General features: G+C 69.1%; 10 protein-coding genes. 4 read left to right on the top strand and 6 right to left on the bottom strand.

Features of this window, described 5'->3' with window-relative positions:
- Window positions 1-38: 38 nt before the first annotated feature.
- Window positions 39-419 (bottom strand): YraN family protein, encoded by a 381-nt coding sequence (locus tag AC3RCC_RS01440; protein WP_492257371.1) that lies wholly within the window; start codon window positions 417-419, stop codon window positions 39-41.
- Window positions 416-1348 carry a 16S rRNA (cytidine(1402)-2'-O)-methyltransferase gene (gene rsmI, locus AC3RCC_RS01435; RefSeq protein WP_492257370.1) on the bottom strand — a complete coding sequence of 311 codons (933 nt, stop codon included), beginning with the start codon at window positions 1346-1348 and terminating at the stop codon, window positions 416-418. Before rsmI ends, AC3RCC_RS01440 begins: the two co-directional genes overlap by 4 nt.
- 175 nt (window positions 1349-1523) lie before the next feature.
- Between rsmI and AC3RCC_RS01430 the strand changes: the two genes are divergently transcribed.
- Window positions 1524-2741, top strand: a complete 1218-nt coding sequence (locus AC3RCC_RS01430) for a penicillin-binding protein activator (RefSeq protein WP_492257369.1) — start codon at window positions 1524-1526, stop codon at window positions 2739-2741.
- Window positions 2742-2904: 163 nt separating this feature from the next.
- Here the strand turns inward: AC3RCC_RS01430 and AC3RCC_RS01425 are convergent, their stop codons facing one another.
- Window positions 2905-5190: an NADP-dependent malic enzyme gene (locus tag AC3RCC_RS01425; protein WP_291639388.1), complete on the bottom strand. Its 2286-nt coding sequence runs from the start codon at window positions 5188-5190 to the stop codon at window positions 2905-2907.
- Between the two features lie 156 nt (window positions 5191-5346).
- On the bottom strand, window positions 5347-7176 hold the full coding sequence (locus AC3RCC_RS01420) for a methyl-accepting chemotaxis protein (protein ID WP_492257368.1): 1830 nt from the start codon (window positions 7174-7176) through the stop codon (window positions 5347-5349).
- Between the two features lie 103 nt (window positions 7177-7279).
- Between AC3RCC_RS01420 and mutS the strand changes: the two genes are divergently transcribed.
- On the top strand, window positions 7280-10009 hold the full coding sequence (mutS, locus tag AC3RCC_RS01415; RefSeq protein ID WP_492257367.1) for a DNA mismatch repair protein MutS: 2730 nt from the start codon (window positions 7280-7282) through the stop codon (window positions 10007-10009).
- A gap of 106 nt (window positions 10010-10115) precedes the next feature.
- On the opposite strand, the gene AC3RCC_RS01410 is transcribed toward mutS, so the two are convergent.
- Together AC3RCC_RS01410 and AC3RCC_RS01405 are read right to left on the bottom strand one after the other, a co-directional pair.
- Window positions 10116-11339, bottom strand: a complete 1224-nt coding sequence (locus AC3RCC_RS01410; protein ID WP_492257366.1) for a TIGR03862 family flavoprotein — start codon at window positions 11337-11339, stop codon at window positions 10116-10118.
- A complete protein-coding gene (locus AC3RCC_RS01405; RefSeq protein WP_291639395.1) occupies window positions 11336-12379 on the bottom strand; it encodes a GMP reductase in 1044 nt (347 codons plus the stop codon). Before AC3RCC_RS01405 ends, AC3RCC_RS01410 begins: the two co-directional genes overlap by 4 nt.
- Before the next feature lie 189 nt (window positions 12380-12568).
- Here AC3RCC_RS01405 and AC3RCC_RS01400 point away from each other — a divergent pair, with 189 nt between their 5' ends.
- Window positions 12569-12922 (top strand): ArsR/SmtB family transcription factor, encoded by a 354-nt coding sequence (locus tag AC3RCC_RS01400; RefSeq protein WP_492257365.1) that lies wholly within the window; start codon window positions 12569-12571, stop codon window positions 12920-12922.
- Window positions 12919-13392 (top strand): SRPBCC family protein, encoded by a 474-nt coding sequence (locus AC3RCC_RS01395; RefSeq protein ID WP_291648086.1) that lies wholly within the window; start codon window positions 12919-12921, stop codon window positions 13390-13392. The genes AC3RCC_RS01400 and AC3RCC_RS01395 overlap by 4 nt, the downstream gene beginning before the upstream one ends.
- The last annotated feature ends 24 nt before the right edge of the window (window positions 13393-13416 follow it).

Below are 13416 nucleotides of genomic sequence, written 5' to 3'. Positions count from 1 at the left end.
GTCCTGCCGGCGCGGCTGCGCAAGAGGGGAGCTCTGCGTCAGAGCGTGAGCTCGAAGACGGCGGGGACATGGCGCGGCAGGCGCCAGGGCGCCAGGAAGACCGCATCGGCCCGCAAATGGCGTTGCATCGCCCAGGGATTGCGGGCCATCCATTGCCGGATGCGCGCCTCGATCAGGCGCCTTTTGTCGGCGGTGATCGTGCCCGCGGCTTCGTCGAGCGTCGCGCGGCGCTTGACCTCGACGAAGGCGATGCTCCTGCCGCGCGCCATGATTAGGTCTATCTCGCCGCCCTTGCCGCCGAAGCGCCGTTCCAGCAGGCGATAGCCCTTGGCGCCGAGATAGAGCACGGCGAGCCATTCGCCGCGGCGCCCGGAAAGACCGGAGCGGCGGGCACGACGGCTGCGGGCCGCCTCGCTCACGGCGTCCGCGTCAGCTCGAGGGCACGGGCATAGACCAGGCGCCGCGGCTGGCCGCTGGCGGCGGTGACCTGCGCCACGGCTTCCTTCAGCGAGAGCGTTTCGAGCGCCGCCCGCAGCGCCTCGTCGAGCGTGGCGCCGCTCGGGGCGAGCGCCGCGGCGTCCGGCGGGCCGATGATCACCACGATCTCGCCGCGTGCCTCCTCGGACTCGCCATAATGGGCGGCGAGCTCGGACAGCGCGCCGCGGCGGACATTCTCGTAATATTTGGTCAGCTCGCGCGCGACCGCGCCCGGCCGTTCGCCGAGCACCATCGCCGCGTCGCCCAGCATCTCGGCGAGCCGGCGCGGCGATTCGAAGAAGACCAGCGTGCCGGGAATGGTGGAAAGCTCGGTCAGCCGGGCTTTGCGTGCCGCGCTCTTCGGCGGCAGGAAGCCCTCGAAGAAGAACCGGTCGGTCGGCAGGCCGGCGAGCACCAGCGCCGCCAATACGGCGGAGGGGCCGGGGATGCCGGTGACCGGCAGGCCCTCCGCCACCAGCTCGGCGACGAGCTTGTAGCCGGGGTCGGAGACCAAGGGCGTGCCGGCATCCGAGATCAGCGCGAGCTTGCCGCCCTGGCGCAGCTTCTCGAGAATTTTCGGGCGCATCTGCGCGGCATTGTGCTCATGATAGGGCAGGAGCGGCGTCGCGATGCCGTAATGCGCCAGCAGCGTCTTCGAGGTGCGTGTGTCCTCGGCCAGCACCGCATCGGCGGCGGCGAGCGTGGCCAGCGCGCGAAAGGAGATGTCCTTGAGGTTGCCGATCGGTGTCGCGACGATGTGCAGGCCGGGCGCCAGCGGCTCGGCCTCGGCCCGCAGTCCGAAGGCGGTGTAGCTCGGCGAGGCATCTTTGGCGCGGCCCGGGGGCGGCGCGGCGGGAGAAGGTGCTGACATGGCGGCGAAACTGCCACAGGCGCCGTCCGTATACCATCGCGCCGATGGCAACTCATAGTTAACAGCTTGAAAATACCATCCCTGGCTGGCAGGTATTCTCCCATTATCCGGGGGGATACGCACCGCCGGGCGCCGTCGTGACGATGCGCCCCGCCCAGCAGTGGAGACAAAACCCGTGTCGCGCCCAGTTGGAACTCCAGATCAGGCGCCCCTCGTCGGCGTCTCGCGGCGGCTGATTCTGGCCAGCGGCGCCTCGCTCCTGCTCACCGCCTGCAGCGGCGGCACCTCCGGTTTGCCCGGCTTCGACGGTGCAGCCGGCGGGGCTCCCGCGGCTCCCACCGGCCCGACACTCGGGACCGGCTCGGTCAAGGTCGGGCTGATCCTGCCGCTGACCGCGGAAGGCGCAGGCGCGACCGTCGGCAACTCCTTGAAGAACGCCGCCGAGATGGCGCTGGCCGAATTCCCCGGCGCCGACCTGACCTTGCTGCTCAAGGATGATCGCGGCACGCCCGACGGAGCCCAGGCCGCCGCCCAGGCGGCGCTGCGCGAAGGCGCCGAACTGATCATCGGCCCGCTCTTCGCCCCCTCGGTCCAGGCCGTGGCGCAGGTGGCCCGCGGCGCCGGCAAGCCGGTGATCGCCTTCTCCAGCGACAGCAATGTCGCCACGCGCGGCGTCTATCTGCTGTCCTTCCCGCCCGAGAACGACGTCAACCGGGTGATCGCCTATGCGGCCTCGCAGGGCCGCAAATCCTTCGCCGCGATGGTGCCGGACACCGCTTATGGCAAGGTCGTCGAGGCCGCCTTCCAGCAGGCGGTGGCCGATCGCGGCGCGCGCGCCGTCGTGATCGAGCGCTTCGGCGCCGATGCCAACAGCATGCGCGCCTCCGCCGGCCGGCTGGCGCCGGCCCTGCAGCAGGCCGATGCGCTGTTCGTGCCGGGCGATGCCAACGCCATGCCGCAGCTCGGCCTGATCCTGCAGCAGGCCGGCTACGATCCGGCCAAGATCAAGCCGCTCGGCACCGGCGTCTGGAACGATGCCGCCGTCGCCCGCATCCCCGCCATTCAGGGCGGCTGGTTCGCCTCGCCCGATATGGCTGGCTTCAACGCCTTCGCCGGCCGCTACCAGAAGCGCTTTAACAGCTCGCCGACCCGCACCGCGACGCTCGCCTATGACGCGGTCTCGCTCGCGGCGGCGCTCGCCCGCACGCAAGGAAGCCAGCGCTTTTCCGAATCCGTGCTGACCAATCCGTCCGGCTTCGCCGGTGCCGACGGCGTCTTCCGCTTCCGGGCCGATGGCCAGAACGAGCGCGGTCTCGCCGTGCTCGAGCTGCGCAACGGCCAGATCGTCACGGTCAACGCCGCCCCGCGCGATCTCGGTCCCAGGACGAACTGACGCTCGCCGTCTTTCCGGGGCGCGGCGAAGCCACGAGCCTGGAACCTGTATCCGCTGAAAATACAGAAAAAGGGCGGCACCTTGGCCGCCCTTTTTACATGGTCGTGTTCATGGATTCCGGGCTCGGGCCTTCGGCCCGCCCCGGAATGACAGGCGTGGTTTCTCACCCGCCGATGTTGAACGCCGCCAATGCCGCCATGTTGACGATGTCGGAATCCTTGGCGCCGAGCGGCACGATCTGCACCGGCTTGTCGAGGCCGACGATCAGCGGGCCGATCACGGTCGAGCCGCCGAGCTCCTGCAGCATCTTGGTCGAGATCGAGGCCGAGTGGAATGCCGGCATGACCAGGACGTTGGCCGGGCCGGTCAGGCGGCAGAACGGATACTGCGCCATCAGATCGCGGTTCAGCGCGACATCGGCGGCCATCTCGCCGTCATACTCGAAGTCGACGCGCTGATTGTCGAGGATCGCGACCGCCTCGCGCACCTTCGCCGAGCGCTCGCCCGGCGGGTGGCCGAAGGAGGAGAAGGCGAGCATCGCGACCTTCGGCTCGTAGCCGAGGCGCCGCGCCACGCCGGCCGCTTCGATGGCGATCTCGGAGAGCTCGCGAGCCGTCGGCATTTCGTGGATCGCCGTATCGGCGACGAGCACGGTGCGCCCGCGCGCGACCACCACGGAGACGCCGATGACGCGATGGCCCGGCTTCTCGTCGATGACGCGGCGAACCTCCTCGAGCGCGATCGAATAATTGCGGGTGACGCCGGTCACCATCGCATCGGCATCGCCCAGCGCCACCATGGCGGCCGCGAAATGATTGCGGTCCTGGTTGATCAGGCGCTGGCAGTCGCGGAACAGATAGCCCTGCCGTTGCAGGCGCTCATAGAGATATTGCGCATAGGCGCTGTTGCGATGCGAAAGCCGGGCGTTCTGGACCTCGATGCCCTTGGCGGCGAGGTCGACGCCGAGGAAGGTCGCGGTCGCGGTGATCCGATCCTCGCGGCCGATCAGGATGGCGTGGCCGAGACCCTGGTTGACGAAGGAGGCGGCGGCGCGGATCACCTGCTCCTCCTCGCCTTCGGCGAAGACGACCCGCTTCGGATAGCGGCGGACGCGCTCGGTGATGCGGTTGAGCGTGCCGGCGACCGGGTCGCGCCTCGCCGAGAGCTGCGCCTTGTAGTCGGCGGTGTCGATGATCGGCTTGCCGGCGACGCCGGATTCCATCGCCGCCTTGGCGACGGCCATCGGCACGACATGGATCAGGCGCGGGTCGAACGGGACCGGGATGATGTATTCCTTGCCATAGCGCGGGCGGGCGCCCTGATAGGCGGCGGCGACCTCGTCGGGCACGTCCTCGCGGGCCAGCATCGCCAGCGCCTCGGCGGCGGCGATCTTCATCTCCATGTTGATCGTCGTGGCGCGCACATCGAGCGCGCCGCGGAAGATGAAGGGGAAGCCCAGCACATTGTTGACCTGGTTCGGATAGTCCGAGCGGCCGGTCGCCATGATCGCGTCGTCGCGCACCGCCGCGACCTCCTCCGGCGTGATCTCGGGATCCGGGTTGGCCATGGCGAAGATGATCGGGTTGTCCGCCATCGATGCGACCATCTCGGGCGTCACCGAACCCTTCTGCGACAGGCCGAAGAAGGCGTCCGCACCCTTCATCGCTTCCGTGAGGGTGCGCCGGTCGGTGACGGCGGCATGAGCCGATTTCCACTGGTTCATGCCCTCGGTGCGACCCTGATAGATCACGCCCTTGGTATCGCAGAGGATGACGTTCTCGGGCTTGAAGCCCATCGCCTTGAGCAGTTCGATGCAGGCGATGGCGGCGGCGCCGGCGCCGTTGATGACGAGCCTGGTCGTCTGGATGTCGCGCCCGGTCAGGTCGAGCGCATTGATCAGGCCGGCGGCGGCGATGATCGCGGTGCCGTGCTGGTCGTCATGGAAGACCGGAATGTCCATCAGCTCGCGCAGGCGCTGCTCGATGATGAAGCATTCCGGCGCCTTGATGTCCTCGAGATTGATGCCGCCGAAGGAGGGGCCGAGATAGCGCACCGCGTCGATGAACTTGTCGGCGTCCTCGGTATCGACCTCGAGATCGATCGAATCGACGTCGGCGAAGCGCTTGAACAGGACCGATTTGCCCTCCATCACCGGCTTGGAGGCGAGGGCGCCGAGATTGCCGAGGCCGAGGATCGCGGTGCCGTTGGTGATCACTGCCACCAGGTTGGAGCGTGTCGTGTAGTCATAGGCCCTGGACGGATCTTCCGCGATCGCCAGGACCGGCACGGCGACGCCCGGCGAATAGGCCAGCGACAGATCGCGCTGGGTCGCCATCGGCTTGGTCGGAACGATTTCGAGCTTGCCCGGCCTGCCTTGCGAGTGGAACAGCAATGCTTCCTGGTCGGTGAAGGTCGGGCGGGTGCGTTTGATTGGCGGGCGATCGTTCATGCCGTCGTTCTTTATGAGCGTTTCCTCGAGGGGAAACGACCATAGGGCAGTGCGCCTGCGCTCCACAAGGCGCGATTGCGGCGCGTTACTCTTGCCGGCGTGGAGAAGATCGCACTGCGGCACGCGCTTCGCAGGTGCGATGTCGGCGCGTCGCCTTCAGAGCCGGCCGCGGACGCGCGCGACGAAGTCGACGACATAGCGGTCGAGCTCGACCGCCTGTTCGCTGACGCGCCCGGCCGCCTCGACCACCCGCGAGGCGGTTTCGCCAGTCGAGCGCGCCTCGTCGCCGAGCGCCGCGACGTTGCCGGTCACCGTCGTCGTCGAGCCGGCGACGGCCAGAGCGTCGGCGGCGATGCCGGAGGCGATCGTCCCTTGCATGTTGACGACGCGGGCGATCGCGCCCGAGGTCGTCTCGATCGTGCCCATCGTCTCCTCGATCTGCCCGACCGCCTCGGCCGCGGTCGCGGCGGCGGCGCGGATCTCCTCCAGCGTCGCCGCGATGTCGCGGGTCGCCTTCTGGGTCTGCTCGGCGAGGTTCTTGACCTCGCCGGCGACCACCGCGAACCCGCGCCCGGCGGCGCCGGCCCGCGCCGCCTCGATGGTCGCGTTCAGTGCCAGGAGATTGGTGCGCGCCGCGATGTCCTCGATGAAGGCGAGCACCGCGCCGACCTGATCGGTGGCCAAGGCGAGGCCGTTGACGTCCCGCCGGGTCGAGCGGACATGGCTCGCCGCCAACTGCGCCTTTTCCGCCGCCAGCCCGGTCTGCCGGGTCAGCTCGCGGATCGAGGCGTCGATCTCCTCGGCCGCCAGCGCCACGCTGCCGACGCGGTGCGAGGCGAGCTGCGCCTGCTGGGTGACGTCGACCGCCCGCTGGGTCGTCTGGTCGGCATTCGCCGCCATCTGCTGTGCCGCCTCGTGCATGTCGCGGGCCGATTCACCGACCTGACGCAAGGCCTTGCCGACCGTGACCTCGAGATTGCCCGCGAGCTCCTCGAGCGCCGAGCGGCGCAAGGTCTCGATCTCGTCGCGCCGGGTCTCCAGCGTCTTCTCGGGGGTGATGTCGAGCAGGATGCCGTCCCAGATCACCGTGCCGTCGGCGAGACGGCGGCATGTCGCTTCGCTGCGCAGCCAGACGACGCCGTCGACGCCGGCATAGCGCGCCTCGAAGCGCCAGAAATCGCCGTAGCTCTGCGGGGCCGCGCGCGCCGCTTCGAAGCGCGCCCGGTCCTCGGGCAACATCTTGCCGAGCCAGGTTTCCGGATCGCGCTCGACCTCCTCCTTGGTGATCCCCAGCAGCCGGTCGATCGCGAAGGAGGCGAAATGATAGCTCAGCGAGCCGTCGGGATGAGCGATGCGCTGGTAGAGCGTGCCCGGCGCCCGCTGCATCAGCGAGCGCAGCCGATAGGCGGTATCGCGGCGTTCGCGGTCGTTATGGACGACGAGCCCGACCAGCACCGTGCCGACCGCGTTGACCAGGATGATCGTCGGCACGGCATCGCGCAGGAAGCGTTCGGCCACAGTCCAGCTCGGCATGAACAGCACGGAGAGCAAGAGGCAGACCGCGCCGATCAGGCTGAGCACGACGAAGTCCCCCAGCCGGAAGGGGCGGCGCTGGCGCGCCAGCCAGGCGGCATAGGCGACGCCCGCCAGGGCATTGAGGACGATGCCGGCGAGGCCGGTCGCCATGCCGACCCCGCCCTGGCTGTAGCGCAGCGCCGCGAGCGGCAGCGCCGTCAGCACGGCCGCTATCGGCCCGCCGATCGGTCCGGCGAGGATGGCGAGCGTGTTGCGGGAGTCGACGACCAGGCCGGCTTCCATGACGAAGGGAAAGGTCATGCTGCACAGCGCGGCCGCGGCGAGCAGGGCGCCGATGGCGACCTGGCGCAGGATCGGCCGCTGGTCGAGCCAAGGCGCGACGACGGTCACCACCAGCGCGGCGAGCAGCAGGAAGGAAAGGCTCTCGACGAGGTTGATCAGCAGCGACATGGGGGCCTTCGGCCGGAAAATGGCGTGGTCAGCCTGCTTTCAATTGTTGAAAGTCTCCCTAACGGATGGCCTTGCCGCCACGATTTGCTAGCGTGCCGGCGCGATGCACAGCACCTCTCCCCGCGACACCAAGACACCCCCTGCCGCTGCCGCGAGCGCCGATCCCGGCCGCGTCACGCCGATGATGGCGCAGTACATCGAGATCAAGACCGCCAATCCGGACAGCCTGCTGTTCTACCGGATGGGCGATTTCTACGAATTGTTCTTCGCGGACGCCGAGATCGCCTCGCGCACGCTCGGCATCGTGCTGACCAAGCGCGGCAAGCATCTTGGCGAGGACATCGCCATGTGCGGCGTCCCGGTCGACCGGGCCGACGACTATCTCCAGCGCCTGATCGCGGCCGGTCACCGCGTCGCGGTCTGCGAGCAGACCGAGGATCCGGCCGAGGCCAAGAAACGCGGCGCCAAATCGGTGGTGAAGCGCGATGTCGTCCGGCTCGTCACGCCCGGCACCATCACCGAGGAGCGGCTGCTCGAACCCGGTCGCGCCAGCCTGCTCGTCGCCGTGGCGCGGCGCCGGCTCAGCGATGTCGGCTACGCCTATGGCATCGCCGCCGTCGATATCTCGACCGGCCGTTTCAGCGTGCTGGAGACCGATGCGCGTGGCCTGCCCGTCGAGCTGGCGCGTCTCGATCCGCGCGAGATCGTCTGCCCGGATGCGATCCATGAGGATCCCGAGCTGAAGGAGATCTGGCGTGACGTGCCGGCCGCCGTGACGCCGCTGGCGCGCGAGGGCCTCGATCCGGCCTCCGGAGAAAGGCGGCTGAAGGAGTTCTTCGGCGTCGCCACGCTCGATGCCTTCGGCGCCTTCAGCCGCGCCGAGATTGCCGCCGCCGCCGCTGCGCTCGCCTATGTCGAGCGCACCCAGTTCGGCGCCCGCCCGCCGCTCTCGCCGCCGCGGCGCGAGGGCGAGAGCGCGACCATGCTGATCGACGCCGCGACCCGGGCCAATCTCGAACTGATGCGTACCTTGTCCGGCGAGCGCGCCGGCAGCCTGCTCGCCACCATCGACCGGACGCAGACACCGGGTGGTAGCCGGCTCCTGGCCGAGCGCCTCGCCGGGCCGCTCACCGATCCCCTGGAAATCGCGGGCCGGCACGATGCCGTCGCCGCCCTCGTCGAGGCCCCCGGGCTGCGCGAGGATCTGCGCCGCGATCTCGCGCGGGTCCCCGACATCGCCCGCGCCCTGTCGCGCCTGGCGCTCGACCGCGGCGGACCGCGTGATCTCGCCGCGCTCGGCGCCGGGCTGGAAGCGGCCCGCGCCATCGCTGCCGCCTTGTTGCGCCATGGCGAGATCCCGCCGGAACTGCGCGAGGCGGCATTGGCGCTCGGCCGCACCGATCCCGATCTCGGCGCCCGTCTTTCGGCGACGCTCGCCGAGGAGCTGCCGCTGCTGAAGCGCGATGGCCGTTTCGTGCGCGAGGGCTTCGACGGGGCGCTCGACGAATTGCGGCTGCTGCAGGTCGATTCGCGCAAGGTGATCGCCCAGCTCCAGGCCCGCTACGCCGCCGAGACCGGCTGCCGGACGCTGCGCATCAAGCATAATTCCATGCTCGGCTACTTCGTCGAGGTGCCGCAGGCCGTCGGCGAGGACTTCCTGAGGGAGCCCTGGCGCGCCGTCTTCGTGCACCGCCAGACCATGTCGGACGCGATGCGCTTCTCCTCGGTCGAGCTCGGCGAGCTCGAGGCCAAGATCGCCTCGGCCGCCGACCGGGCGCTGAAGCTGGAATTGTCGATCTTCGCCGATCTGACCGCGGCGGTGCTGGGTCAGGCCGAGCCGATCAAGGCGGCGGCGCTGGCGCTGGCCGCGATCGACGTCGCCGCCGCGCTGGCGGAGCTCGCGGTCGATGGCGGTTGGACCCGGCCGCTCGTCGACGAGGGGGCGGCCTTCGCGATCAAGGCGGGCCGCCATCCCGTGGTCGAGGCGGCGCTGAAGCGCGAGGGCCAGCCCTTCGTCGCCAATGACAGCGAGCTTTCGGCAGCCGGCAAAAGCCGGGACGGCCGCATCTGCCTGATCACCGGCCCGAACATGGCCGGTAAGTCGACCTTCCTGCGTCAGAACGCACTGATCGCCGTGCTGGCGCAGATGGGTTCCTACGTGCCGGCCGGTAGCGCCCATATCGGCGTGGTCGACCGGCTGTTCTCGCGCGTCGGCGCCGCCGACGACCTTGCCCGGGGGCGTTCGACTTTCATGGTCGAGATGGTCGAGACCGCGGCGATCCTGAACCAGGCCGGACCGCGGGCGCTGGTCATCCTCGACGAGATCGGGCGCGGCACCGCGACCTTCGACGGACTCTCGATCGCCTGGGCGGCGATCGAGCATCTGCACGAGGCCAATCGCTGCCGGGCCCTGTTCGCGACGCATTATCACGAGCTGACCGCGCTGGCGGAACGGCTCGACCGGGTTGTCAACGCAACCGTGCGCGTCACCGAATGGAATGGCGAGGTCGTCTTCCTGCACGAGGTCGTGCCCGGCGCGGCCGATCGTTCCTACGGCATTCAGGTCGCCAAGCTCGCCGGCCTGCCGCCGGCCGTGGTCGAGCGCGCCCGTGCCATCCTCGGCGAGCTCGAGAAGAGCGAGCGCGAGAAGCCGGTCGCGGCGCTGGTCGACGACCTCCCGCTTTTCGCCGCGCAATTGCGCAGCCCGCCGCCCGCGCCTGCGGTCGCTGCCGGTCCCGATCTGCTCAGGGAGGCGCTCGCCGGGCTCGATCTGGACGAGATGACGCCACGCGAGGCGCTGGAAGCGCTCTACCGGCTGAAGGGATTGAACTGAGAGCGACCTCATCCTGAGGAGGCCCGCAGGGCCGTCCCGAAGGATACTCCAGATACTTCCCGAGCCTCCTGAAACATCCTTCGAGACGCGGGCTGAAGCCCGCTCCTCAGGATGAGGGCTTGTTTAGAAACCGCCCGATCCCGGCGGCCGCGGCGACGCCGGTGGCAAAGCAGGCCTGCAGCAGATAGCCGCCGGTCGGGGCCTCCCAGTCGAGCATCTCGCCGGCGACGAACACACCGGGCAGGCGCTTCAGCATGAAGCCTGCGTCGATCTCCTCTGCCCGGATGCCGCCAGCCGTCGAGATGGCGCGGGTGATCGGCGCCGTCCCGGTCAGCCGCAGTGATGCGGTCTTGATCAGCCGGGCGAGGGCTGCAGGTTCGGCCGGCAGCGGGCCGCCTGCTGCTTCGCGCAGCACCGCGATCGCGACCGGCGATAACCCTGCGGCCTTGCGCAGATGGTTGCTCAGCGTCTCGCCGGTGCGGCGCCGTTCGAGACGGGCGGCCAGCGCAGCTTCGTCGAGATCGGGCCGCAGGTCGATGGCGAGCTCGGCATGGCCATCGCGTGCGATCGCCTCGCGCAAAGGCCCCGACAGCGCATAGATCGCGCCGCCTTCGATGCCGTTGGCGTCGATCATCGCCTCGCCTGTAACGCGCCGCCCGGCGAAGGACAGCGCGATCCGCTTCAGTGGCACCCCGGCGAAGCGCTCGCGCATCAGCGCCGACCAGTCGACCGAGAAACCGGCATTGGCCGGGCGTAGCGGAGCGATCGCGACGCCCTTCTCGGCCAGCGCCGCCTGCCAGCCGCCATCCGAGCCGAGCCTTGGCCAGCTCGCGCCGCCGAGCGCCAGCAGCGTCGCTGCCGGACGAAGCGTTTCGACCGTTCCGTCGCGATTCTCGAAGTGCAGCGCGCCGCTCTCGTCCCAGCCTGTCCAGAGCTGGCCGGAATGCAGTCTGACGCCGAGCCCGGCGAGCCGCGCCAGCCAGGCGCGCAGCAGCGGCGAGGCCTTCATCGCCTTCGGGAAGACCCTGCCGCTCGAGCCCACGAAGCTCTCGGCGCCGAGCCCGTCGGCCCAGTCGCGCAATGCCACCGGCGGGAAGGCCCGGATCGCCGGCTCCAGCCAGTCGCGCGCTTCGCCATAGCGGTCGAGAAATCCGTCGAGCGGCTCGGAATGGGTCAGGTTGAGTCCGCCGCGCCCGGCGAGCAGGAATTTGCGCGCCGGCGAAGGCATGCGTTCGTAGAGCGCCACCCGGTGCCCGGCCTGTGCCAGCCGCTCGGCAGCGATCAGCCCAGCCGGGCCGGCGCCGATGATGGCGATATCGGCTTCGCTCAATTGCCGAACACGGTGTTGAGCTGGGCGCCGACCAGGATGAAGCTGGTACGCTTCGACATCTCCTTGAGGCGGACCGCGCCGATATAGGTCATCGCCGAGCGGACCCCGCCCATGATCTCCTGCATCGTGCCCTCGACCGGGCCGCGATAGGACACCTCGACGGTCTTGCCCTCGGAGGCGCGGTATTTGGCGACGCCGCCGGCGTATTTGTTCATCGCCGTGTCCGAGGACATGCCGTAAAACACCATCGCGACCGGCACCTTCTCGCCGTCGCGCTCCTCATAACGGATCTCGCCCTCGCATTCGTCATGGCCGGCGAGCATGCCGCCCATCATCACGAAATCGGCGCCGCCGCCATAGGCCTTGGCGACGTCGCCCGGAACGGTCAGCCCGCCATCGCCGCAGACCAGCCCTTTGAGGCCGTGTGCCGCATCGGCGCATTCGATGATCGCCGAGAGCTGCGGATAGCCGACGCCGGTCATCTTGCGGGTGGTGCAGACCGAGCCCGGACCGATGCCGACCTTGACGATGTCGGCACCGGCCAGGATCAGCGCCTCGGTCATGTCGCCGGTGACGACGTTGCCGGCCATGATCGCCGCGTTCGGGAAGGCCTCGCGCGTCGCCTTGACGGTGTCGACGAATTTCTCGGTGTAGCCATTGGCGACGTCGAGGCAGATCTTGTCGATCGGCGCCTTGGCATGGACGGCCTTGAGCTTGTCATGGTCGGAATCGGTCGTGCCCAGCGAATAGAAGGCGTTGACCGAACCCGGCTCCTTGAAGAAGGCGATCAGCTCTTCCGCGTCGTAATGCTTGTGCAGGGCGACCATGGCGCCGTGCTTCAGCAGCGCGCGCGCCATCGCCATCGTCCCGACCACGTCCATATTGGCGGCGATCAGCGGGAAGCCGCTCCATTCGCGGCCGGTATGGGCGAAATGGAAGCTGCGGTTGACGTCGACCTCCGAACGGCTGGCGAGCGTCGAGCGCTTCGGCCGGATCAGCACGTCGCGGAAATCCAGCTTCGGGTCGTTCTCGATACGCATGGCAAAAGCTCCGGCGGCTGGCGCAGACGGTTGAATGGCGCACGCGGGATAAGGGAGCGTGCCGGGATTCATAGCCGCTCGGAGCCGCTGGAGGCAATGCGCCGGATGTCGCGCCGGGGTTCGGTCATAAACTTTAGTGAGTGCTAAAGTTTCTCTGGACAGAGTGTTCGGGGCGCGATACTTAAGCGCATGCTTCACCAATCAGACCAGCTCGATCTGATGTTCCAGGCCTTGGCGGACCCGAACCGCCGGCAGATGGTGCAGCGGCTCAGCGAGGGAGCGGCCAGCGTCAGCGAGCTCGCCGCTCCCTTGCAGATGACGCTGTCGGCCGTGGTCCAGCATCTCGCCGTGCTCGAAGGCGCCGGGCTGGTGCGCTCGCAGAAGATCGGGCGCGTCCGCAACTGCCAGCTCGAGACGCAGGCGCTACGCGCGGCAGAGCGCTGGATCAGCGAGCGCCGGACCTTGTGGGAGCGGCGCTTCGACCGGCTCGGCGCCTTCCTTGCCGAACAGGCTGCGGAAACCGAAGAGGAGAACGGCGCATGACGGAACGATCGGTCGTCCATGCCAGCTTCGCGATCGAGCGTCGCTATGATGCGAGCCCTGCCCGCGTCTTCGCCGCCTTCGCCGATCCCGTTGCGAAAAGGCGCTGGTCGGCCTGCCATGACGAAGGCGGCCTCGGCCAGCACAGCCTCGATTTCCGCGAGGGCGGCAGCGAGACCATGCGCGGCGCGCCGGGGCCGGGCGGCGTCTACGCGATGAACGCGACCTTCCAGGAGATCCTGACGGACGAGCGCATCGTCTACAGCTACGAACTGCTGCGCGACGATCTGCGCCTGTCGGTCTCGCTGGCGACGATCGAGTTCCGGCGCGAGGGGGCCGGTACCCGCCTCATCTTCACCGAGCAGGCGGCCTTTCTCGACGGACACGACAAGCCCGACTGGCGCGAGCAGGGCTCGCGCATCGGCTTCGACCGGCTGGCCGACTATCTCGCACTGGAGCAGGCGCCCGCCTGAACAGCCGTCTTGTCGACCGAAGTC

This window comes from Allobosea sp. GW823-FHT01F03, assembly GCF_058798075.1.
Note: the sequence above shows the minus strand (reverse complement) of the source record. Positions and strands in the feature narration are given on the sequence as shown.